Below are 23,940 nucleotides of genomic sequence, written 5' to 3'. Positions count from 1 at the left end.
GAAAGGGGTCGCCTTGAGCATCGGCCCGGCCAGTGTTTTCTTGAGTGCCTAACCGATAGGGCGTCCTCTCAGGTCGTATTGGCGGCGTCTCAGGTCATCGGCGGCAGACTGAACCTGCGCCCGGAACAGCCGTCTGTGAAACGATGAATTCAACAAAGGGATTTACTCATCGCACAATTGCCACATACTGCCCGCGCTGTTTTTATTTCGTCAGCGCCATTCTTTTAACAATGTCAGGTTCGTCTTCATGAAAAAAATTCTGCCTTATCTTTTGAGCGCCGCTGTCACTTTCATTCCAGCGGCTTTCACTCACGCCGCAACGCCTCCAGCTCCGGTACAACTGATCGTACTAAGCTCGGGTGGCATCATGGGCGCGTTCAAGGCGGTCACCCCGGATTACGAACAACGCGTGGGTGTCAAATTGCAGGGCGAAGTGGCGCCTTCCATGGGGACGACCCCGCAAGCGATCCCCAATCGCCTCGCTCGCCAGGAGCCTGCCGATGTAGTGCTGATGGTGGGCGCTGCGCTGGACAAGCTGATCAAGGACGGCCAGGTAGATCCGAAAACCCGTGTGGATCTGGGCAAATCCTATATCGCCATGGCGGTGAAACAGGGCGCGCCGCACCCTGACATCAGCACCATGGACGCCTTCAAACAGACGCTGCTCGACGCAAAGAGCATCGCCTATTCCGACAGCGCCAGCGGCGTCTACCTGTCCCGCGTGCTGTTCAACCAGATGCATATCGCCGATCGCATCCAGAGCAAGAGCCACATGATCCAGGCGACACCTGTGGGCGAAGTGGTCGCGCGCGGAGAAGCGGAAATCGGCTTCCAGCAGTTGAGCGAATTGAAGCCGGTGGACGGCATCGACATCATTGGCCTGATCCCCGACCAGGCCCAGCAGATGACCCTGTATTCGGCCGGCGTCGTCACCAAGAGCAAACACCCGGAGCAGGCAAAGCAGTTCCTGGATTTCCTGAGTTCATCGGCTGCCGCGCCGGCAATCAAGGCCAGTGGGTTGGACCCGATTGCGAAGTAAAACGTCGGGGCGGGTGGTACTCAGCGTCGGCTACCCGCCGTTTCTGTGGCCACACGACTTGCCGGCGGCCGCGGTTTCAAAAACGCCACCGCCGGCAAGCAGGACCACTACGAGGGCGGCTTTGGTCAAACCTGCAACTCAACCAAGTCCCACCGCACATTGCGCCCATCGATGTGCAACACACCCACGGTAATCGGCAACTTGAATCGCCGAGGTCCGGCGCTGCCGGGGTTGATGAACAGCACGCCGTGGCGCGTCTGCTGCAGCGGCTTGTGTGAATGCCCGGTCACCACCACGCCGATATCCGGCGGCAACGTCTCCGGCACGTCGGCGAGGATGTGGGTGACGTAAATCCCCAGCGCCCCAACCCGCAGCACAGCCTCGAACGGCACGTCAGCCGCCCAGGCGTCGTCGGTGTCATTGTTGCCGCGCACCACGGTCAGCGGAGCGATTTCCCTTAACGCGTCGAGGATCTCCGGCTTGCCGATATCGCCGCCATGAATCAGATAGTCACAGCCGCGCAAGGCTTCCACTGCCTGGGGACGCAGCAAGCCGTGGGTATCTGAAATCAGGCCGACCTTCACCACCATCGATCAACTCCCGGACGGCGCAACCGTCGCCTGGCGAGCCTGCACGCGCTTCATGCTGATCATGGCCAACAACGCCACCACCGCTACCAGCGAAGCGAAGAATTCACCAACATGAGGCAAACCGAATGCCTGCACACTGAAACCGACCGCCACCACCGGTACTGAAATCGAGATGTAGAGCACCACGAAGAACGCCGAAGTCACCGCCGCCTTCTGATGCGGCGGACTGCTGGCCGTCACCGCGCCCATGCCCGCCCGCAGGATCATGCCTTGCCCGATACCCGCCAGCAGACCGGCACCGACCAACAGCAGCAACTGCGCGGTCGCGATACTCAGGCCCAGGCAAACCATCCCGACGATCAAACCCGCGCAGCCCAGGGTCATGTGCAGGCGCTTCGGCAGCCATTGCAGCGATGCCTGGCCAATGATCGACGCGACGAAGAACAGCCCGATCACCGCGCCGATCAACAGCCTGCCATGCACTTGCATGATGTGGATCATCACCGACGGCACCATGCTGGTGAACAGACCAGCGACGCTGAACCCGGCCAGACCCGCGATTGAGGCCGAGATGAACACGCCGCGCACCGAGGCTGGAACAGACGGCTTCTGGATGCTCAGTTTCAGCTGTGCAGGGCGCTGCACCGTTTCGCGAATCACCGCCACGCCGACCGCCGCCAACAACAGCAGCGCCAGGTGTACGTAGAAAATCAGGTGCAGGGGATCGGCCAGATGCTGTGACGTGAACCCCGCCAGCAATGGCCCAACCCCCAGGCCCAGCATATTTGCCGCGGTCGCCATCAGGGTCGCGTTCTTCCAGGTTCTCGGCGCCAGTTCAATCACCGCCACGGTTGCGGTGCCAGTCATGATGCCGGCCGAGAATCCTGAAAAAAGTCGACCGATCAGCAGGCCGCCAATCGAGTCGGAGAACAGAAAAATCAGGGCGCTGATCGCTCCCATGCACAGCCCCGCCAGCAGCAATGGCCGACGTCCCAACTGATCGGACCAGCTCCCGACAGCCAACAGAGCCGCGATCACCCCCGCCGCGTAGATAGAGAAGATGATCGTCAGCCAGCTCGCGTCGAACCCCAGCTTTTGCTGATAGATCGCGTACAGCGGCGTCGGCAGTGTGGTGCCGAGCATGGCGATCAACAGCGCCGCGGCGGCGATGAAGAAGTCGCGAGAAGAGGATGAAGCAGGCGAGGTCATGAATCCTCCAGACCAGTTGAGATGGGCACACATTATTGGCCCATTGCGCACAGCGCGTCGGAATAATTGCTACCGAGTGGACCACAGTGTGAACCCCTGCGTTCGACGCCTTACGCCGAGCCGCTTGTAAAGCCACGCCGACCGGCGATGAAAACGATAACATTCAGAGTGCTCCGCGCACCGCTTTTACCCTTCGCCGTGCTAGCCTTGCGCAATTCAGCAATCATGTGGCCGCCCCGCATGTTGTCCCGATTCAAGGCCGCCAGAAGTCCATGAGCAAAAAGACTCCCGTCACCATTTCCGACATCGCCCGACGCGTGAACATGACCCCGGTCACCGTTTCCCGCGCGTTGAACAAACCCGATCTGGTCAAGCCCGCGACGCTGGCGCGCATTCTGGAAGTGGCGCAGGAACTCGATTACGTTCCCAATGCCTTTGCCCGCAGCCTCAAGCGCAGCGAGAGCATGATCATTGGCGTGATCACAGCGTCCGTGGACAACCCCTTCTACAGCGAGATGATCAAAGCTATTTCCCGCGAAGCGAAAAAGCACGGCTACACCATCATGCTGGTGGACACCGACGGCTCGGAGGAGCTGGAGCGCAAGGCAGTCGATACACTGCTCAGCTATCGCGTGGCGGGGATCGTTTTGTCGCCGGTGTCGGATGAGCCGGACTATCAGCCCAACTACTTGAGTCGTCTGAGCAATGGCGACATTCCCGTGGTGCAACTGGACCGTGCGTTGCACAACAGCCCGTTCAGCCACGTAGTGTTGGACAACTATCACAGCGGCTTGAAAGGGGCGGGTTATCTGCTGGCGAAAAATCCGCAGATGCAGCGCCTGCTGGTGTTGACCGGGCCTGCGCACTCGCGCATTTCCCAGGAGCGTCTCAAGGGCGTGAAAGCCGCGCTGACGCAAAGCGGCAAACAGGTGCAGCTGGTTGTATTCGCCGGTGATTACACCCTCGAACCTGCCTATAAAAAAACGCTGGATTACCTGCGACAGCACCAACTGCCAGATGCGATTTTCGGATTCAATCAATTGATCACACTGGGCGCGATGAAGGCCCTGCGGGACCGGGACATCGCCCACGAAAGCCTGCCGATCTGCGGCATCGACCGCCTGCCGTTCGCTGACATCTTCGGCATTCCCATCGCCTGCATTGCCCATGACGCCTCGCTGGCGGGAAGCAGCGCGGTGAAGATGCTGCTGGAGCGGATCCAGGATCGATATCTGCCTAAAGCGAAAGTAGTGATTGTGGGGGAGCTGGAGAATGGGGTGGCAGGATGACGCCAGCGCTCGTTCACGACGCGTCGCAAGCGACCTGGCACTTCAGGCGAGATCAACACCCGACCCGTGGGAGTGAGCTTGCTCACGAAGGCTAAGCTTCAGCCGCTGAAAATTTGGCGGATGTACCCACCTCTTCGTGAGCAAGCTCACTCCCACAGGGGTATGCGACCAGCAGCCATATCGCGCCGGACTCATGAATCAACGACTCGTATACCCCCCATCGATCGGCAATGACACCCCGCTGATCATCGACGCCGCGCTACTGAGCAGGAACAGAATCGGTGCGGCGACTTCGGACGTCTGGGCAAAACGCCCAAGCGGAATCGCCGCCAACGCCGGGTCGCGCTTGCTCGGTTCGCTCCACGCCATCTGCGCCATAGGCGTCAGCGTGACCGTAGGGTTGACGCTGTTGACGCGGATTCCGTGCCTGCCCCACTCGCCACATTGCACGCGGGTCATGGCGTCCATCGCGCCTTTGGATGCGCAATAACTCAGATGATCGTCCAACGCCACCAATGACGCCTGGCTCGACACGTTGACGATGCTGCCCGCCACGCCCTCGCCGATCATAGCCTTCGCCACGCTCGCCGCGACCATCGCCGCGGCGCGCACATTGACCGTCATGACCTGATCGAACGCAGCGGCGCTGACCTCTGTCGCGGCTTCGAGAATGGAAATCCCCGCGCAGTTGACCAGGCCGTGCATCACCGGCAGCCCGGCGAGCACAGTGGCCAGTTGCGGTGCCTCGCCGATGTCCGCGCGCAGCACGTGACAGCCTTGAGCTTCCAGTTTATGCAGTGCCAGCGCGTCGCGCCCCAGGGCGTATACCTCGGCGCCGCTGATGAGCAATTGCTGTGCGACTTCCCAGCCAATACCGCTGCTGGCCCCGGTCACCAGAATGCGCTGGCCGCTGAAATCGAAGTGGGCAGTGTTCACATTCAAGCTCCCTGCAGACGATGCATGATGGGTTTGAGCGCCGGATACAGCGCCACGTAATCGGCGAACAAACGCGAATACAGCGCCACATTCTCGGCCTGCGGTTCGGCCCTGCGCTCCAGCTGCACCCAGCCTGTATGTACCTGCGCCTCGTCCACCAACCCTACGGCGTGGGCTGCGAGCAGTGCCGCACCCAGCGCTGCTTCCACTTCCTGCACGATGGTGTAGACCGGGAAGTTGGTGACGTCGGCGATGATCTGCATCCACAGATCCGAATGGCTCGCGCCGCCGACCACGATCAATCGTGGGTCCAGGGATTGCGCGCCTCTGGCACCGGCTTCGATGTTGTGGCGTAGGGCGAAGGTGACGCCTTCCAATACCGCGCGGTACAGGTGAATGCGTGTGTGATAGAGGTTGAGCCCGACGAAACTGCCGCTGGCCCTGGCATCCCAGATCGGGCTGCGTTCGCCCATCAGGTAGGGCTGGAACAGCACGCCGTCGCTGCCTGCGGGAATCTGCGTCGCGGCGCGTTCGAGAATGACGTGGCTGTCTTCATTCGTCTCGCGGCCCTGTTGCTCTTCAGCCTGGCAGAACTGCTCGCGAAACCAACTGACCGAGGCGCCCGCTGTAATCGCCCCGCCGAAGATGTAGAGGTCTTTGGCGCCGTTGAAGACGTGGGGGAAACTCACCAGGCCATGCCGTGCATCGACCTGCTGATTGAGGTAGCCCCAACACATGCTGGTGCCGATCATGGCCACGTGGTTGCCAGCCTGAGTGACGCCCGCCGCGAAGGTCGCCATCGCCGCATCGACGCCACCGCCGAGCAAAGGAATGCCTGCCGAGAGGCCCAGACGCTCGGCCCAATCAGCCAGCAACCCGCCGACCACCTCGCCGGAGTGCACCAGCCGCTCGGGCATCATTGATGACGCGATGCCGAGTGCGTCGAGCATCTGCGTCGACCAACTGCGTGCCTCGATATCGTAGACGCCGCCGATGTTGCCAGCGGAACTGTGATCGACCGCTATCTCGCCGGTGAGGCAGTAGTTGACGTAGCTGTTGGGCGGCAGCAAATAACGCGTATCGGCCCAGATTTGCGGCTGTTTGTCCTTGAGCCAGAGCATCTTGGTGAAGCCGTAATAACTGTCCACGGAATTGCCGGTGATCGAATACAGGCGCTCGATATCGACATTCTTATTGACCCACTCGACCTGCTCTTCGGCACGCCGATCCATCCAGATCAGGCACGGATACAGCGGTTTGATCTGGGCGTCTACGGCGATGCCGGAGCCGCCATACAGGCTGCTGACGCACAGGGATTTGACGCTGTCTCTGGGCACGCCGCTCTTGTGCATGCAGGCGGTGACGCAGATTTCCACGGCATCGAGCCAGACCTGCGGCCATTGCTCCGCCCAGCGCGGTTTGGGGGTGTCGACCTTGTAGCCGTGGCTGTGCTGCGCGACGATCCGACCCTGAGCATCGACCAGCAATGCCTTGGTGCTCTGGGTGCCGATGTCGACCCCGATGACGTATTCCATCTTGGTGCGCTCTCTTGTTATTGGCTTTCAGGCTTTGGAATCGGCGATGCCAGGGCATATGCCTTCGTGAGCAAGCTCACTCCCACAGGTTCAGTGCATGGCAACAAAATCTGCCACACCGCCGATTACTGTGGGAGTGAGCTTGCTCACGAAAGCGTCATCCCCAGCACCCCAACTCAGGCCCCGGCTACCGGCTTGAGCAGCACTTTGATCGACTTGGTCGAATTGGCCAGCTCGAACGCCTCGGCATAATCATCCAGCCCGAAATCATGGGTGACGATGCCTTCGGACGTCACCAGCCCACGCTCGAACAGGTCGATGGCGATCGGGTAGCAGTACGGACCCAGGTGAGCGCCGCGCACGTCCAGTTCCTTGCGGTCGCCGATGATCGACCAGTCGGCGCTGGTCTCGGCACCGAACACGCTGAACTCGACGAAACGGCCCAGTTTGCGGATCAGGTCCAGCCCCTGAGTCACGCCGACCGGCACGCCGGTGGTCTCGATATACACATCGCAGCCATAGCCATCGGTGAGGCCGTTGATGATCTCTTTGGCATTGTCGCGGCTGGGGTTGATCACCACGTCGGCGCCGAATTTCTTCGCCAACTCCAGACGCTCGTCGACCATGTCGATGACCACCAGTTTCTTCGGCGTCTTCAGCGCGGCGACCTGGACCATGCACAGGCCCAGCGTGCCTGCGCCCGCGATCACCAGCACGTCATCGAGCTGCACGTCGCCACGATTGACCGTATGGATCGAGCAGGCCATCGGCTCGATCAGCGCGGAGTCTTCCAGCGAAACCGACTCGGGAATCTTGTGCACGATGGCCGTCTTCGGAATGCGCATGTACTGCGCCATGCCGCCTTCGGCCACGTCCTTCTGGAAGCCGAAAATATTGTGCACTTCGCACATCCAGTACTTGCCGGATTTGCAGAATTTGCACTTCTCGCAGGGCACGATTTGCTCAGCGATAACCTTGTCGCCGACCTTCACGTCGAAGTGCTCTTCAGCGCCGTCGCCAACCGAATCCACGTAGCCAAAGAATTCGTGACCAGGCACGACAGGCGCCTTGACCCACGGGTTTTCGCCCCCCCAGAACATTGCCGCGCCCGAGTGGCATTTGCAGTCGCTGGCACAGATGCCACAGGCGCCGATGCGAATCACCAGCTCATTGGCGCGGGCCACGGGCTTGCTGATGAGTTCGAGTCGGTAGTCCTTCGGCGCGTGGCAGACGACGGCTTGCATGGTGGTTTTTGTGTTTTGTTCCATGTCGGTTCACCTGTTGTTGTTCGGGCGGCTGATTTGGCCGCTGATTTCACTTTCGATTCGTTGGTGCTGGACCGGCCCTTTCGTGAGCAAGCTCACTCCCACAGGTCTTGTGCTTGATCAAAAACACATGTGCTCGCCACCTCTACAAAGCCTGCGCATGGCTACAAATAGTCGCCACACCACAGGCCTTGTGCCTGATCAAAAACACGTGTGTAGCCCCTTCTATAAACCCTGCGCATGGCTGAAAACATTCGCCACACCACTTGCTTTGTGTTTGATCAAAAACAAGTGCGTCTCCATCTCTACAAATCCTGCGCATGGCTGCAAACAGTCGCCACACCACAAGCCTTGTGTCTAATCAAAAGCAAGCGTGCTCGCCACCTCTACAAATCCTGCGCATAGCTGCAAATAGTCGCCACACCACCGGCTTCGTGCCTGATCAAAAACAAGTGCGTCTCCACCTCTAAAAATCCTGCGCATAGCTGCAAACAGTGGCCACACCACAGGCCTTGTGCCTGATCAAAAACAAGTGTGTAGCCCCTTCTATAAATCCTGCGCATGGCTACAAATAGCCGCCACACCACAGGCCTTGTGCCTGATCAAAAACAAGCGTGCTCGCCACCTCTAAAAACCCTGTGTATGGCTGCAAATAGTGGTCACGCCACAGGCCTTGCCAGATCAAAAACCAGTGTGTAGCCCCTTCTATAAATCCTGCGCATGGCTGCAAACAGTCGCCACACCACAGGCCTCGTGCCTGATCAAAGCAAGCGTGCTCGCCACCTCTACAAATCCTGCGCATGGCTACAAATAGTCGCCACACCACCGGCTTCGTGCCTGATCAAAAACAAGTGCGTCTCCACCTCTACAAATCCTGCATATGGCTGCAAGCAGTGGCCACACCACAGACCAACTGTGGGAGTGAGCTTGCTCACGAAGGCGCCGGAACAGTCATCACCTGTCTTATTTATGCCGCTGCCGACTGATGAAAATCGCCAGCAAAATGATTGCGCCCTTGATCACGCTCTGCACATACGGCGAGACGCCGAGCATGTTCAACCCGTTGTTGAGCACGCCCAGCAACAGCGCGCCAACCAGCGTGCCGATGATCACGCCACGTCCGCCAGCAATCGAAGCGCCACCGAGTACAACGGCAGCAATTGCATCCAGCTCGAAACCGACCCCGGCGTTGGGTTGGCCGCTCATCAGGCGCGACGACAGCACCAGCCCGGCAATCGCCGCGGTCAGGCCGCTGATCGAATACACCAGCAGCTTGAACCGCGAGGCACGCACGCCAGACAGGCGCACCGCTTCCTCGTTGCCGCCAATGGCATACACATAGCGACCGATGCGCGTGTGCTGCAGCAGTACCCAGGCAACGAAGTAGGTCAGCAGCATGATCAGGATCGGTACCTGAATCCCGAACAGGGTCCCGCGACCGAACCAGGCGAACCAGTCAGGCATGCCCGAGATCGGGTAGCCGTCGGTGTACATCAGGCCCAAGCCGCGGGCGATGCCCATGGTCGCGAGGGTGACGATGATCGGCGGCATCTTCAGGTAAGCGACGAAGATGCCGTTGCCGACACCAAAGCCCACGCCAACCAGCAGACCGATGAGAATCGCAACCGGCGCCGGAACACCGGCGACCATCAAGCCCGTGGTCAGCGTGCCGGACAGCGCCATCACCGGCCCCACTGACAAATCGATACCGCCGGTGAGAATCACGCAGGTCATGCCCACGGCGATGATCGCGTTGATCGACACTTGTCGCGCGATGTTCTCCAGGTTGGCGCCGGTGAGGAATTTGTCGCTGGCGAAGATCATGAACACCGTTACCACCACCAGCCCGACGAAGGGATAGAACGCAGGTGAGCGGATCAGTCGGGCGAAGTTGAGCTTCATCTGGCCGGGTTGTCTGGTCATGGTTTTAATGGAAGTGTTCACTGTTCAGACTCCCGGTGGCATGGCGCATCACTTCTTGTGGATTGATGGCCGCTGACTCCAGCACGTTGACGATGGTGCCCTTGTTGAAGACGGCTACGCGGTCGCACATGCCGATGATTTCCGGCAATTCCGAAGAGATCATGATGATCGCGAAGCCTTGTTCGGTGAGTTTGCGCATCAGGTTGTAGATCTCCGCCTTGGCGCCGACGTCAATGCCTCGAGTCGGCTCGTCGAAGATCAGGATGTCGCAGTGGTGGTTGATCCAGCGCGCGATCACCACCTTCTGCTGATTGCCGCCGCTGAGGTTGAGCACCCGGCTTTCGCAGGTCGGTGCCTTGATCGACAGCTGCTTCATCAGCTGGACAGTGGTGGTGTCTTCCTTGTGCCGATCGAGCAAGCGCGCTGCGCCTTCGTACTTGCCCAGGTTGTTGAGCGAGATGTTTTCACGAATGCTGAAATCGACGATCAACCCCTCGCTCTTGCGACTTTCCGGCAGCAGGCCGATGCCGTTGGCCAATGCATGCGCCGGGTCGCTGAGGCTGACCGATTGCCCGCGCAGCAGAACGTTCTTGCTCACCACCGGCAGCGCGCCGATCACCCCCAGCGCCAGCTCCGTACGCCCGGAACCGACCAGCCCAGCGAAACCGAGGATCTCGCCCTCATGCAGATCGAAACTGTTGTGTGGGCCGTTGCGGGTCAACTGAATGTCGCGCACCTGCAGCACCACTTCGCCGCGCGCATGGGTGGGTTTGGGCGGAAAGCTCGCCTCCAGACGCCGCCCGACCATCATCTCCACCAGCGTATCGATATCGCTGTCGGCCACGGTCAGCGCGCCGACATTGGCGCCGTCGCGCAGCACGCTGATGCGATCGCAGACCTGGAAAATTTCCTCAAGATGATGAGAGATGAAGATCACCGCCACGCCCTGAGTTTTCAACTCGCGCATGATGTCGAACAACAGTTCGGCTTCGGACGGCGTCAGGGTCGCGGTGGGCTCATCCAGAATCAGCAGACGCGCCTCGAGGGCCAGCGCCTTGGCGATCTCCACGAACTGCTGCTCGGCGACGCTCAGATGCTGTACCGAACACTCCAGATTGATCTTCACGCCCAGACGATCGAACAGCGCGATGGCTCTCTCACGCATCTCGTTCTTGCGCAGCAGACCGAAGCCGTTGACGATCTCGTGACCGAGGAAAATGTTTTCCACGGCGTTGAGGTAAGGAATCAGGCTGAACTCCTGAAAGACGATTCCAATACCCGCCGCAATCGCTTCGTTGTACGTCGCGAAGTGCTGTTCGGCGCCATCGATGAGAATGCTGCCTTTGTCCTGATGCTCGACACCGGCGAGGATCTTCATCAGCGTGGATTTGCCCGCGCCGTTTTCGCCGAGCAGTGCATGAATCTCGCCGCGTTCGACCTGCAGATTGATCGACTTGAGCGCATGCACGCCGGGGTAGCTTTTACAGATGTTTTCCAGTTGCAGAAGGCAGCTCATGCGCACCTCGCCAAAGCAGAAACTCGCTCGAATCGGTGGTGCTCGCGTGACCCGGAGAAGGTCAAGCGAGCAACGACAGGCCCGTTACCAGGAAAAGGTTTTGGCCTTGGCCTGATCCACCAGCAGGATGTCCACCGGAATGGTCGCCGGGACTTGCGAGCCCCACTTCCTGGCAAGCGCCAGCCCCAGCGCCAGACGCACCTGATCGCGGGGGTATTGCGCGGAGGTGGCGATGAACTTGGTGTTCGGCTTCTGGATTTCCTTGATCGCTTCCGGCGAGCCGTCGACGCTGGTCAGCTTGACGTCCATGCCGCTGGATTCGATAGCCGCCAGCGCACCGAGCGAGCCGTTGTCGTTGACGCTGAACAGGCCTTTGAGATTCGGCTGCGCCTGAAGCATGTTCTCGGTCACGCTGAGCGCCTGATCACGTTCCTGCTTGCCGTTCTGAATGCTGACGATCTTGATGTCCGGGTACTTGCCCAGCGCTTCCTTGCAACCGCGAACGCGCTCGAGGATCGGCACTACCGCGATGCCATCGAGAATGCCGACGTCGCCTTTGCCGCCGATGTTCCTGGCCAGGTAATCACAGGCCTGAACGCCCGCATCGAAGTTCTTCGAGCCGACGAACGCATCCAGCGGGCCATCGGCCTGCGCATCCACCGCGACCACCACGACGCCTTTGTCATGGGCTTGCTTGACTGCTGACTGCACGCCCACTGTATCGGTCGGGTTGATGATCAGAATGTCGATGCCCTTTTGCAGCATGTCCTCGATATCGCTGATCTGCTTGGAGACATCGTGACGAGCGTCGGTCACCAGCAAGGTCGCGCCGATACTGCCAGCGGCGTCCTGCAGCGCGTCCTTCATGGTCACGAAATAGGGATTGTTGATCTCTTGAAACGAGGCCCCGATCTTCAGTGGACCGCTTTTGGCATCGGCCGCCTGAACGGCAAAGGAGCTGGCACAGGCCACAGCGACGGCGAGCGAACAGAGGACGGCGGAGAAGCCCTGCTTTAGGCGAGTTGTCATAGCGAAAAATCCCGTTGTTTTTATTGTTAAAGCGGAAATGTCATCGTTAACATTTTCGAAACTAGCAGAGAAATCGGGGGTTCGCAACAGCCAGGAGCAGACGCTGGTCGGGGATCATCTCATCGCTTTTTGTGGGGACGCGCTTGCCCGCGACAGGAACAACGCGATGTGCCGGATTCACCGCGTGTTCCTTCATCGCGGGCAAGGGCGCGTCTACACACATGGCACTCGTTGACAAAAATTGTTACCGCTGCCGATAATCCGGCGATATGTCATACGACGACGGATGACACCAATAACAACAACATTTGAAGCAGGGCTTCTCACGATGACTCAATACAGTGCCCACACCCCATTCAATCGCCTTCTGCTGACCGGCGCCGCTGGCGGACTTGGCAAGGTGCTGCGCGACAGCCTGCGGCCCTATGCCCAAATATTGCGTCTTTCCGACATCGTCGAAATGGCCCCAGCCGCGGGCGCGCACGAAGAAGTGCAGATCTGTGATCTGGCCGACAAGGCTGCCATTGATCAACTGGTCGAAGGCGTCGATGCCATCGTGCACTTTGGCGGCGTTTCAACCGAGCGCCCTTTCGAAGAAATTCTCGGGCCTAACATCTGCGGCATTTTTCACATCTACGAAGCAGCCCGTCGGCATGGCGTGAAGCGCGTGGTGTTTGCCAGTTCCAATCATGTGATCGGTTTCTATCGTCAGGACGAGACCATCGACGCCAGCGCCGTGCGACGCCCCGACAGTTATTACGGGCTGTCGAAGTCCTACGGCGAAGACGTCGCCAGCTTTTACTTCGATCGCTACGGCATCGAAACCGTGAGCATTCGCATCGGCTCCTCGTTCCCGGAAGCGCAAAACCGCCGCATGCTGGACACCTGGCTGAGCTACGACGACCTGACGCAATTGATCGAGCGTGGCCTGTTCACGCCCAATGTCGGCCATACCGTGGTGTATGGCGCTTCCGACAACGCGAACGTGTGGTGGGACAACCGTCTGGCCAGCCATCTGGACTACCAGCCCAAAGACAGCTCCGAGCAATTCCGCGCCAAGGTCGAAGCCCAACCGATGCCGGCTGCGGACGATCCGCTGCTGGTCTATCAGGGTGGTGCATTCGTCGCATCGGGTCCGTTTGGCGACCAGTGATGCCACGCTGAAAACGGCCAACGCTCGGTTGGCCGCCCTGCCCTCTTCAAACTCCCGGATGGTCACCATGCAGGCTGAACTGGTCCTCGACGCGCGCAATGCCACGGGCGAGTGCCCGGTATGGGACGCACGTGAACAAGCGCTTTACTGGGTGGATATTCCGGCGCGCACACTTAACTGCCTGAGCTTGATGGACAATCGTGTGCAGCGCTGGGAGGCGCCGCAGATGCTGGCCTGCATCGCCAGCTACGGCGACGGCAGCTGGCTGGCCGGGATGGAGAACGGCCTGTTCCACGTTACCCCCCGGGACGATGGAACACTCGCCTCGCAGCGGCTGATCGATGTCGAGCACGCTCGCCCCGGCATGCGTTTCAACGATGGCCGCTGCGACCGCCAGGGGCATTTCTGGGCGGGCACGATGTTCATGGACATGGCCGAAGCGTCCGCAGTAGGCAAGCTGTACCGTTACGCCAGCGGCCAGCGCGAACCGCTTAACGCATACGTCACCAACATGATCGTGCCCAACGGTCTGGGCTTCAGCCCTGACGGCAACATCATGTACCTCTCCGATTCGCATCCCTCCGTGCAGAAAATCTGGGCCTTCGATTACGACGTCGACACCGGCACGCCGCACGATCGCCGCCTGTTCGTCGACATGAAGCACTACCCAGGCCGCCCCGATGGCGCTGCGGTGGATGCCGAGGGTTGCTACTGGATCTGCGGCAACGATGAAGGTTTGATCCATCGTTTCACGCCTGCCGGGAAGCTGGATCGTTCGATGCCGGTGCCCGTGAAGAAGCCGTCGATGTGCGCTTTCGGAGGTCGCGACCTGGACACGTTATTCGTCACCTCGATCCGTCCTGGCGGCGATCTCGGTGATCAGCCATTGGCCGGCGGGGTGTTCGCCCTGCGTCCTGGAGTCAAAGGCCTGCAAGAACCGGTTTTTCGTAGTGACCTGTCGACATGAGCCTTGAAAAAGCATGTGACACAAAATCGTTACAGTTGCCAACCCGTACAAAAACGCCACTCTGCGTCGATCTGTTTCAAAAACTGACACAAAATCGGTGTTTTTGATGGCAAAAAACATATTTCGAAATATTTATTCCGTGCATGACGATAAAGTCGTGCTAGCTGCTAGTCTGTCGCTTCGCCCGGCAGGAGCGGCACATCTCAGGCATTAGGTCCGAGGGCAAAAAAAGAACGATTCAACGACCCCGCAATGAGGTTATTCCGATGCCCTACTCGACCTTTTCGGACGCCCAGGTGAACAGCCTGATCAAGGCCATCGACAGTGACGGATACGCTGTTTTGCCGGACTGGGCCAGTCCGGCGCAATTGCAGGAGCTGCAGGCACTGGTGGCAGAAACAGTGGCCGCCAACGGCAACGAATACGTTGCCCTTTCCGGTCGAAGGGCCGTGGCCGGAACCCCCATGTGCGACTGGGGCAACTCCCGGGACTTCATCGACCTGTGCCGTCGCATCGTTGTAGGTGCCACCGGCGACCACTCCAGCGATACCACGCTGACCCAGACACTGCGCTGCCTGACCGGTAACGGCGGGCGCAGGGAATCGCTGATCTTCCACTACGACTCGTTCGTGCTGACCACGATCATGCCGGTTTGCATGCCGCAAACCGGCGAGCGCGGCGATTTGCTGATGCTGCCCAATCGTCGTCCGATCAGGCACAGCTACCTGCGCAATCTCATCGACAAGGTGCTGGTGGATAACAAGTGGGTACAGCGCTACCTGAAAAACCGGCTCGAGCGCGATGCTCAAGCCTTCACCCGGATTGCCATGCAACCTGGGCATCTCTATCTGTTCTGGGGTTACCGCTCGCTGCATACGAACATGCCGGTGGCCGAAGACGCCCTGCGCGCCACGGCGGTTTTCCATTACCACAACGTGCATGGCAGCAGCTCTCTGGCGAGCCGGCTGCGCAAATCGCTGGGGACATTGAAGGGACCGGATCTTCAGGACGATGTTCCGCAAACGTAAAATGCCAACCCGGTAACTGTCGCAGCGATAGCCTGTGGCAGTGAGCCTGCTCACGAATGCAGTGGTTCAAATGCCAACGAAGGGGCGGCTCTACCTGCCTATTCGTGAGCAGGCCCATTCCCGCCGCATGTCGTTGCCAGCCAAATCCGGGGACCACCGTTTCGTAATAACCTTATGAAATCTGGTTATCTTCATAAACACCCCGCATAAACTCTCCTTCTATATTTATGACAAAAGGTGATTAGCGAATCGCTGATTTATATCTTTATGATCTGAGCCACAACAACCCTAAACAGGAGTTCAGGACATGGCGATTCAGATCAAACCCGTGGCAGGCAGAATTGGCGCCGAGCTGAGCGGCGTAAAACTCTCCGGTGATATCTCCGCGCAAGACTTCGACTTCATCAATCAGGCGCTGCTCAAGCACAAGGTGCTGTTCTTCCGTGAACAGTTCCTGACCGATGAGCAACACGAAAGCTTCTCCCTGCGCTTCGGCGATCAGGTGCCGCATCCGACCGTGCCTTCTGCCAAGCAGAGCAATGCCATCCTGCACCTTGATGCCAAGGAAACTCGCGCCAACTCCTGGCACACCGACGTCACCTTTGTCGCCAACTACCCGAAAATCTCTATTCTGCGTGGCGTGGTCATTCCGCCCTATGGTGGCGATACCGTGTGGGCCAATACCGCTTCGGCCTACGCCGACCTGCCTGCTCCGCTGAAAGCGCTGGCCGACAATCTGCGCGCCCTGCACACCAATCTCTATGATTACGCAGCGCCGCGCGATACCGGCGATGCGGGCGTGAAACGCTACCGCGAACAGTTCACCGCAGAGGTCTATGAAACCGAACACCCGCTGGTGCGCGTGCATCCGGAAACCGGTGAGCGCAGCCTGCTGCTCGGCCACTTCGTCAAACAGATTCAGGGCGTGAGCAGCAACGACTCCAAGCAACTGATCCGCCTGTTCCACGACCGCATCACTCACCTGGACAACACCGTGCGCTGGCGCTGGAGCGAAGGCGACGTGGTGATCTGGGACAACCGCGCCACGCAGCACATCGCGATCAATGACTACGGCAACGCCGAACGTATCGTTCGTCGCACAACCGTAGCCGGCGACATCCCGGTCGGCGTCGATGGACGCGCGAGCCAGGCGATCAAGCCGACACCCGACACCCTTTCCCCGTCGACAGAAGCCGACAAAAAACATCTGGCCGCCTGATCCTCGTCACTCAATTTCAAGGAAAAAACGTCATGGCAAAGGCCAAGCGAACATCTGTATTCAGCACGACAAGCGTAGCTGCCGCACTGGCGGCGCTGCTGCTGATGCCCTTGGCCGAGGCGGACGTTCTGCGTATCGGCGTGGCCAGCGCAGGGGGCGGTGACCCCGTGACCTTCAGCGGCTCGCCATTGGGCATCGTGCGCAACCAGAAACTCTTGGAAAAGGCCTTCGAAGGCACTGGCACCGAAATTCAATGGTTCTTCTTCAAGGGCGCAGGGCCTGCTGTGAACGAGGCGCTGTCGAACCAGCAGCTGGACTTCGCCTATGAAGGCGACCTGCCGCAAGTGGTCGGTCGCGCCAACGGGCTGGACACCAAACTGCTGGCCGCGATCGGCGTGCGCTCCAACGTGTATCTGGCGGTGCCAAAAGGCTCCGACATCAAGACCATCGAAGACCTCAAGGGCAAGAAAGTCGCCGTTTTTCGCGGCACCAACGGCCATTTGGTGTCGATCAACCTGTTGGCTGACCACGGCTTGACAGAACGCGACTTGAAAGTGATCAACCTCGACAGCGGCAGCAGCCAGGCTGCGTTGGCTTCCAAGGGCGTCGATGCCGCGTTCGGTGGCCGCGAGCTGTTCAAGCTGCGCGATCAGGGGCTGGTCGACATCATCTTCGATAACCCGAACAACGACGTGCGCTACACCCGCCAGTGCGCCCTGGTGGTTCGTGGCGCCTATGAAAAGGAACATGCCGACAACGTACAGAAAGTGGTCGATACGCTGGTCGACGCCGCGAAGTGGGAATCCGAGGAAAGCAACCGCGACGCCGTGCTCAACGAATGGGCCAAGACCAACGAGCCGCTGGCCTCGCTCAAGGCCGACTTCGAACACATCACCTTGCGTGACAGCGCCTCGCCGCTGGTGGATGAATTTCTGCGCACCCGTTATCAGGCAGTCGCCGATCAGGCCAAGGACGAGAAAATGATTCGTCGCCCGGTGACCATCGACGGCTGGTTCGAAACCAAATACCTGGAAACCGCGCTGAAGGCCAAGGGCCTGGAGCATTACTGGACCGCCTATGGCGCGGACGGCAAGGCGACGGCGAACACCGCGACGGCGTCATCGGATAAAACCGTCAACAACGGAGGCTGATGTCATGGCCAGAGCCACCGCAACCGCGCTCGATCAACAACCGTCGCCAGCGAAAAAGCTGGCGCCCGTAGAACGTCTGCCCAACTTTCCGGCGCGCGCGCCACGCCAGGTCGCAGCTGCCACGCGTCCCCGTTCAGGCTGGCAAAGCCGCGCGCTGAACATCGCCCTGTCTTGGTTGCTGCCCATCGCGCTGCTTGGCCTGTGGTACCTGGGCACCGAACGCGGCTGGCTATCGGAGCAAGTACTGCCGCCACCGGCGTACGTCTACCAGACACTCACCGACCTGATCACCACCGGCGACCTGTGGCTCAACGCCTCGGCGAGTCTGCAGCGGGTGTTGGTGGGCTTTCTGATCGGTTCGGGTCTAGGCGTGACGCTGGGCCTGTTCATGGGGCTTTCGAAAACCGTCGAAGACTATCTGCTGCCAACCTTCAACGCGCTGGTGCAGATCCCGGTGCTGGGCTGGATGCCCTTCGCCCTGCTGCTGTTCGGCATAGGCGAGCCTTTGAAATACGTGCTCATCGCTCACGCGGCGCTGGTGCCGGTCACCCTGTGTACCTTGCAGGCATTTCATCAGGTGCCCAAGCGCCTGCTGGAAGTCGGTCAGGCCTACGGCTTCAGTCAGCGCCAGATCGTCACCGACATCGTACTGCCGTCTGCGGTCGCACCGATTTTCACCGGGCTTCGGCTGGGCTTCACCAAAGCCTGGTTGTCGCTGGTGGTGGTCGAACTGCTCGCCTCCAGTGAAGGCCTGGGCTATCTGATTGCTTACGGACGTCAGCTGTTTCAGCTGGATCTGGTGATGGCGGCGGTGGTCGTGGTGGGCACGGTCGGGCTGTTGATCGATCGCGGCTTCGAAGTCATCGAGCGTCGGCTCAACAAAGGTCGGGCAATTACGCCGGGGAGACTGGCATGAGTTCACTGGCAGCAACACACGCACCCCGTCAGCATCGCTATCGCGGCTGGGTCGTGCCGGTGGTCGGCGTCGCGATCTGGTGGCTGGCGGCGAGTCAAGGCTGGAGCGATTCGGGCCTTCTGGTCTCGCCGCAAAAGGTCGCCGTCACGGCTTGGGAACAAGTGACCTCCGGCCAGTTCTGGCGGGCGATCTCGTCGAGTCTGGCGCGCAACCTCAGTGGATTTTTCATCGGCACTGTCCTGGGGCTGATCCTCGGCTGCCTGCTGGGTTTCTCGCGCCTGTTCGAGCGTCTGGTGGGGCCGAGCTTCAATACGTTCAAGCAGATTTCGCTGTTCGCCTGGATCCCGCTGATCTCGGTGTGGTTCGGCCTGGGCGACGTGGCCAAAGTGGTGTTTCTGTCCCTTGCGGCGCTGGTCCCGGTGGTGGTCAACACCTGCGACGGTCTGCGCAACGTGCCTAACGCCTTTCTGGAAGTAGCCAAGGTGTATGGCTTCAGCCGCTGGCAGACCATCATCGGGGTGATGTTGCCTGCCGCACTGCCTTCGATCTTTACCGGGATCTATCTGGCGCTGGTGTACTCGTGGCTCGCGACCATTGGCGCTGAATACCTTCTGGTTTCCGGCGACGGTATCGGCAACACGCTGATCGACGGCAGCGAGCATTTCATGATGGATCTGGTGCTGTTCGGCATGGTCATCATTGGCCTGGTCGGCTGGGGCCTGAACGTTCTGGCACGCCGACTGGAGCGCCGCATGCAGCGCCTTTACGGCATCACACCTCGCTAGTTCTTACTTTGACATTTCAAGCATTCAAAGGAATTCACCATGTCCGCCAGTCAACCGCTCCCCCTTTCAACACAGCAAGGCAACGGGCTGCGTCTGGAGAACATCAGCAAACGCTTCTCCGGCGCCAGCACCGACACCCAACTGCAAGTGCTGGACAACATTGAGCTGGACATCGCCCCCGGCGAATTCATCACCATCGTCGGCGCCAGCGGTTGCGGCAAGTCGACGTTGCTGCGACTGATCCTCGGTCTCGACGAGGAGTTCGACGGACGCATCCTGCTCGACGAAAAACCGATCAAGGGCACCGGTCTTGAGCGCGGCATCGTGTTTCAGGATCATCGGCTGTTCCCGTGGCTGACCGTGGAGCAGAACGTGGCGGTGGGTTTGAAGAACGCGCCCCTGACGACTGCGCAAAAACGTGAGACCGTGCGCGAGCATATTCAGCTGGTGGGTCTGCAGGATTTTACCGAGTCCTACCCGCATCAGATTTCCGGCGGTATGGCTCAACGGGTGGCGATCGCTCGCGGTCTGGTCAATCGCCCGAGCGTGTTGCTGCTGGACGAGCCTTTCGGCGCCCTCGATGCCCTGACTCGTACGCGCCTGCAACGTGAGCTGCAGAACATCTGGCAACAGGAAAAAATCACCATGGTGCACGTCACCCACGACGTCGACGAGGCGGTGTATCTGGGTGATCGCGTGGTGGTGATGCAACCGCATCCGGGGCGGATTCGTCGCATCGTCGACATTGACCTGCCCCGCCCACGTAACCGCAGCGATGCGCGATTCATTGCGCTGCGCGATGATGTGTTGAGCGATTTTGCGGAGTTGTCTTGAGTAGTTAAGAGCGGTTAATTCTGGCGTTCGCAGTACACCTGTGGGAGTGAGCTTGGTCACGAAGGCAGCCTGTCAATCGCTACAGATGTTGCCTGAGTGGACGCATCATTGAGCAGGCTCACTCCCATAGGTCTGCGTTGAGTCAGCAAAACATAATCACCCCGCCCCATGCAACGACACCTGATTACGCCCATTCTTCTTCGAGGCGTATAGCGCCTGGTCGGCCCATTCGATCAGGGTCTTGTGCTCGCTCAGCGGTGTGTTCATGTCTGCGACGCCGAGGCTGATGGTGCAGCGGATGACCTCGCCTTCATGGATGATTTCCTGCGCCTGGACGGCCACCCGCAGGCGCTCGGCGAACATCCCTCCACCGTACTTGTCGGTGTCCGGTAACAGCACCGCATACTCCTCGCCGCCATAACGACCGGCGATATCGGTGTCGCGAATGTGTTCGCGAATCACGTCAGCCACCCGCTGAATCACCTTGTCTCCACACTGATGACCGTAGGTGTCGTTGACGCGCTTGAAGTGATCGATGTCGAACATCACCAAGGCTGCCGTCGTGCCGTAGCGTAAATGCCGCGCATACTCCAGGCGCAACGCCTCTTCCCAGTGCCCGCGGTTGTAGAGCCCGGTCAGGCGATCGGTGCTGGAGAGTTGCTGCAGTTCCTTGTTGGCCGTCTGCAATTGCAACCGGTTGGTCGCCACATCCGTGACGTCGTAGATCACCAGACACACATGGGAAACCTCGCCACTGGTGGAACGCAGCGGGAACATCGTGGTGTTCTGATACATGAAGTCTTCCAGCCCGGTGATTGGCTGATAGCTCTTGAAGCGCACCAGGTACGGACGCTGCTCCCAGATGGTGAACGCCGGCGTGCCCAGGGTCATCACACTGTCGATCTTTTTTTTCAGCCAGTCCCGATTGACCTCCGGGAACAGCTCGAAGAACGAGCGATTGGCTGCCTCGTACGGCAACACCCCCGAACGGTTTTCCATGAAGGTGTTCCACACCTGTACCCGATAGTCCTGATCCAGCACCACCACGCCGACGTCGATGCTCTGGGTGATGGTCAGCAGCCAATGCAGTTCTTTGATGTCGATACGATCGTTCATGAATCAGCTCATCAGGTAGGCGAGTTTTCGCGACAGCCGCTCTACCGAGTCTTCGGTGAACAGCATCAACAGATCGAAATGAATATTGTGGCCTTCCAGGCTGTAACTGATCTCCACAGCGAGGGTCTTCCTCCAGCGCTGCTGATTGATCCGGATCAGTTCCTCGATCCCGCTGTGCACGCCAAGGACCTGTGGATGCCCCTGGGAAAATGCGATGTCGATCTGCTCGGCAATGCCGCAGAGGCAGGCGCCGATCAGGATCGACGACAGGTCCAGCAGCATCTCCATCTCGGAATAGTCGCTGTCGTCGATCTTCATCAACTGAGCCATGTCGGCGATTTCGGAATCGTGAAACAGCAGCAGCGCCTCACCGGCGATACCGCCACCGATATATCCCTGGCAGACGGCAGTCAATCGGTCGCTGGCCTGGGCATCGGCGAGCGCCATGTGCAGCTCACCGACTTCCAGCATGTTGACGTTGGGCACCGGCAGCTGCACGAACACACCGAGCACCCGGGCCAGCAAGGCAGCGGCACGCCCCATGGCGACGTTGACGGTTTCGCGGAACGCGTCCTGAAAGCTGATAGCGGCGTGCTCGACCTTTGGCGAGACAGCCACAGCGGCGGTCGGCTCACCCAGCAGTCCGAGGCGCTGCAACGTCTGCTGCAGTTCGAGGGGGTCCGCCGGTTTTTTCAGGAATGCCAAGGCACCCAATTCAAAAGTTCGGCGCACAGCCTCTTCCTGGACATCGCCCGACACCACGATGACCTTGGCCTGCAGGTTTTCTGCGCGGATGACGGCCAGTGCCTGGTAGCCGTCCATATCCGGCATGGTCAGGTCGAGTAACACCACCTGGCCCAGACCCTGACGAATAGCCTCCAGACCTTCATGTCCATTGGTCGCTGTCGTGACCGACACCCCCCAATCGGAAGGTAAGGCCCTTATCAGCTGTTTGCGCGCCATGTTGGAGTCATCGCAAATCAGCAGCGGAATCGTGGGCATTGCTTTCAATCTCACGGCAAAAGAGTTTCAGGCCTGGCCCGGAATATCTGTGCAATTATTTGTGTGGCAACACTTGAGCCCACCGGGAACTGAAAAGTTATTCAGTCAAGGATCAGCAGACAAAGTGAGTTGAATCATCACTGGTTTATATAAGTGATGGCAGTATGCAATATTTATGCTCAGGGACAAGCCCATTTACACTCAAACGAATGAATAAAATATCCATCGCTTGTCTTCTGGCGTCAATAATCACGCATATGGATTGGTTAACCCGGGTAGATCATGCCACCGTTCACGAAACAGCAGCAGGGCCCCCTCTGCAAGCGAGCCAAACAACTTTATTTGTCCAGTTTACGTGAGCAGTAACGCTTGATGACAAGGCTTCAGGGTCCGGATACCAAGTCCAATCCTCGGCAGAACGCTGAGTGCGGGGGGCAGCGCTCGCCCGCCCAGGCTGTGCGTGCAGACGAAGCTCATCGACGGTGCGTCGGCGGTTTAAGGGCGAACCAATACGGTGCTTATCAACTTGAGCAGATAAATGGGGGTGTAAGTTGTATTTAAAGAATAGACCCTGGACTTCAGATCCGCTCTTAAAGGGATAACGGCGCAACGCCATGATCTATATGATTTTTTATACGCTGCTCTGAATTATATCCAGAGCCCTGAACCGGATAGTTGACCTGGCTCACTGGTACAAGCGTTAGTCAGCCACGATTGAACAAATCCCCTGAATAGAACAAGCCCCGACACAAAGGCCGAGGCTTGTAATGGCCACATCCTTGTGGCCTTCGCATGAACCTTCAATCGATCAATCAACAGCCTCCCTGGCCGTCAATCGTCCGTTCGTATGGTTCTTGGAGAAAATCGGTTACTCGGCTTTCAGGCCGTCAGCCGAAACGGCTTTCACGCCTTTGATTTTCTTGGTGATGGCAACAGCGGTGGTTTTCTGAGCGTCAGTGATGGCTACAGTCGAGGACAGGGAAACAACACCCTTGTTGGTTTCGACCTTGATGTCCGAGCCTGGAATGCCTTTTTCAGTCAGCAGGTCCGATTTGACCTTGGTGGTGATCCAGGTATCCGAAGTTGCTTCTTTGGTTTTGGCGACTTCGTTGGCGGCGACTACCATTGGAGCTTGAGCAGAGGTTTGAGCCATGGCTACGTTAGCCATAGTCAGAGTCAGAGCAGTGGCGGTAGCGGCAGCAATAGCGAACTTCTTCATACGAGTAACTCCTGTTTTTCTCAGAAACTGCGCCAACCTGGTTGGCTGCAGGGTTACTGATATATCGCAAGCGCTGTGCCAAACCTTGGCTTAATACTTTTACTATATAAATCAGATAGTTAATCAATAACGGATCGTTTTCCATCGTGCAGATTGCCCGTTTACGAAAAGTTCCGCTTGCAAGATGCATGTTCAGGCCATCTGACCAAGGGGCGCCCG

The 23,940-nt window shown here is 59.1% G+C and carries 21 protein-coding genes; 10 read left to right on the top strand and 11 right to left on the bottom strand.

Annotated features, from left to right (window positions below; all coding sequences use genetic code 11):
* Positions 1 to 247 precede the first annotated feature (247 nt).
* Entirely contained in the window at positions 248 to 1,039 is a 792-nt protein-coding gene (locus CE491_RS27450; RefSeq protein WP_110951446.1) for a substrate-binding domain-containing protein, read from the top strand.
* A 125-nt stretch (positions 1,040 to 1,164) separates the two neighbouring features.
* Here CE491_RS27450 and CE491_RS27445 read toward each other — a convergent pair whose 3' ends face one another.
* Together CE491_RS27445 and CE491_RS27440 are read right to left on the bottom strand one after the other, a co-directional pair.
* Positions 1,165 to 1,629, bottom strand: coding sequence for a metallophosphoesterase family protein (locus tag CE491_RS27445; protein ID WP_199885268.1), 465 nt, complete (start codon positions 1,627 to 1,629; stop codon positions 1,165 to 1,167).
* A 3-nt stretch (positions 1,630 to 1,632) separates the two neighbouring features.
* Entirely contained in the window at positions 1,633 to 2,838 is a 1,206-nt protein-coding gene (locus CE491_RS27440) for an MFS transporter (RefSeq protein WP_110951445.1), read from the bottom strand.
* Positions 2,839 to 3,110: 272 nt separating this feature from the next.
* Here CE491_RS27440 and CE491_RS27435 point away from each other — a divergent pair, with 272 nt between their 5' ends.
* Positions 3,111 to 4,127 (top strand): LacI family DNA-binding transcriptional regulator, encoded by a 1,017-nt coding sequence (locus tag CE491_RS27435; RefSeq protein ID WP_110951444.1) that lies wholly within the window; start codon positions 3,111 to 3,113, stop codon positions 4,125 to 4,127.
* 198 nt (positions 4,128 to 4,325) lie between these two features.
* Here CE491_RS27435 and CE491_RS27430 read toward each other — a convergent pair whose 3' ends face one another.
* From CE491_RS27430 to CE491_RS27405, 6 genes are all read right to left on the bottom strand, one after another.
* Positions 4,326 to 5,063: an SDR family oxidoreductase gene (locus CE491_RS27430; RefSeq protein ID WP_110951443.1), complete on the bottom strand. Its 738-nt coding sequence runs from the start codon at positions 5,061 to 5,063 to the stop codon at positions 4,326 to 4,328.
* 2 nt (positions 5,064 to 5,065) lie between these two features.
* Positions 5,066 to 6,598, bottom strand: coding sequence for an FGGY-family carbohydrate kinase (locus tag CE491_RS27425; protein ID WP_110951442.1), 1,533 nt, complete (start codon positions 6,596 to 6,598; stop codon positions 5,066 to 5,068).
* 176 nt (positions 6,599 to 6,774) lie between these two features.
* A complete protein-coding gene (locus CE491_RS27420; protein ID WP_110951441.1) occupies positions 6,775 to 7,866 on the bottom strand; it encodes an alcohol dehydrogenase catalytic domain-containing protein in 1,092 nt (363 codons plus the stop codon).
* Positions 7,867 to 8,826: 960 nt separating this feature from the next.
* Positions 8,827 to 9,786: an ABC transporter permease gene (locus tag CE491_RS27415; protein WP_110951440.1), complete on the bottom strand. Its 960-nt coding sequence runs from the start codon at positions 9,784 to 9,786 to the stop codon at positions 8,827 to 8,829.
* Positions 9,787 to 9,790: 4 nt separating this feature from the next.
* Positions 9,791 to 11,302, bottom strand: coding sequence for a sugar ABC transporter ATP-binding protein (locus tag CE491_RS27410; protein ID WP_110951439.1), 1,512 nt, complete (start codon positions 11,300 to 11,302; stop codon positions 9,791 to 9,793).
* Between the two features lie 84 nt (positions 11,303 to 11,386).
* The gene (locus tag CE491_RS27405; protein ID WP_110951438.1) at positions 11,387 to 12,331 is read right to left on the bottom strand and encodes a substrate-binding domain-containing protein; all 945 of its coding nucleotides are present in this window, start codon (positions 12,329 to 12,331) and stop codon (positions 11,387 to 11,389) included.
* 328 nt (positions 12,332 to 12,659) lie between these two features.
* Between CE491_RS27405 and CE491_RS27400 the strand changes: the two genes are divergently transcribed.
* The 8 genes from CE491_RS27400 (at position 12,660) to CE491_RS27365 (ending at position 20,384) form a co-directional block, all read left to right on the top strand.
* On the top strand, positions 12,660 to 13,484 hold the full coding sequence (locus CE491_RS27400; protein WP_110951437.1) for an NAD-dependent epimerase/dehydratase family protein: 825 nt from the start codon (positions 12,660 to 12,662) through the stop codon (positions 13,482 to 13,484).
* Between the two features lie 67 nt (positions 13,485 to 13,551).
* Positions 13,552 to 14,451 carry an SMP-30/gluconolactonase/LRE family protein gene (locus tag CE491_RS27395; protein WP_110951436.1) on the top strand — a complete coding sequence of 300 codons (900 nt, stop codon included), beginning with the start codon at positions 13,552 to 13,554 and terminating at the stop codon, positions 14,449 to 14,451.
* Between the two features lie 266 nt (positions 14,452 to 14,717).
* Entirely contained in the window at positions 14,718 to 15,479 is a 762-nt protein-coding gene (locus tag CE491_RS27390; RefSeq protein WP_234407692.1) for a hypothetical protein, read from the top strand.
* A gap of 307 nt (positions 15,480 to 15,786) precedes the next feature.
* Positions 15,787 to 16,698, top strand: coding sequence for a TauD/TfdA dioxygenase family protein (locus tag CE491_RS27385; protein WP_110951434.1), 912 nt, complete (start codon positions 15,787 to 15,789; stop codon positions 16,696 to 16,698).
* Positions 16,699 to 16,730: 32 nt separating this feature from the next.
* A complete protein-coding gene (locus tag CE491_RS27380; protein WP_110951433.1) occupies positions 16,731 to 17,849 on the top strand; it encodes an ABC transporter substrate-binding protein in 1,119 nt (372 codons plus the stop codon).
* 4 nt (positions 17,850 to 17,853) lie between these two features.
* Positions 17,854 to 18,765 (top strand): ABC transporter permease, encoded by a 912-nt coding sequence (locus tag CE491_RS27375; protein WP_110951432.1) that lies wholly within the window; start codon positions 17,854 to 17,856, stop codon positions 18,763 to 18,765.
* Entirely contained in the window at positions 18,762 to 19,550 is a 789-nt protein-coding gene (locus CE491_RS27370; RefSeq protein WP_110951431.1) for an ABC transporter permease, read from the top strand. The genes CE491_RS27375 and CE491_RS27370 overlap by 4 nt, the downstream gene beginning before the upstream one ends.
* Before the next feature lie 39 nt (positions 19,551 to 19,589).
* Entirely contained in the window at positions 19,590 to 20,384 is a 795-nt protein-coding gene (locus CE491_RS27365; RefSeq protein ID WP_110951430.1) for an ABC transporter ATP-binding protein, read from the top strand.
* A gap of 156 nt (positions 20,385 to 20,540) precedes the next feature.
* Here the strand turns inward: CE491_RS27365 and CE491_RS27360 are convergent, their stop codons facing one another.
* The 3 genes from CE491_RS27360 to CE491_RS27350 form a co-directional block, all read right to left on the bottom strand.
* Positions 20,541 to 21,500 (bottom strand): sensor domain-containing diguanylate cyclase, encoded by a 960-nt coding sequence (locus tag CE491_RS27360; RefSeq protein ID WP_110951429.1) that lies wholly within the window; start codon positions 21,498 to 21,500, stop codon positions 20,541 to 20,543.
* A 3-nt stretch (positions 21,501 to 21,503) separates the two neighbouring features.
* Positions 21,504 to 22,502 carry a response regulator gene (locus tag CE491_RS27355; RefSeq protein WP_110951428.1) on the bottom strand — a complete coding sequence of 333 codons (999 nt, stop codon included), beginning with the start codon at positions 22,500 to 22,502 and terminating at the stop codon, positions 21,504 to 21,506.
* A gap of 868 nt (positions 22,503 to 23,370) precedes the next feature.
* Positions 23,371 to 23,721, bottom strand: a complete 351-nt coding sequence (locus CE491_RS27350; protein ID WP_110951427.1) for a BON domain-containing protein — start codon at positions 23,719 to 23,721, stop codon at positions 23,371 to 23,373.
* Positions 23,722 to 23,940 lie beyond the last annotated feature (219 nt).

It is taken from the genome of Pseudomonas bohemica, from assembly GCF_002934685.1.
Taxonomy (GTDB): Bacteria; Pseudomonadota; Gammaproteobacteria; order Pseudomonadales; family Pseudomonadaceae; genus Aquipseudomonas; species Aquipseudomonas bohemica.
The sequence above is the reverse complement of the archived record's forward strand: the minus strand, read 5'-3'. Positions and strand labels throughout refer to the sequence as shown.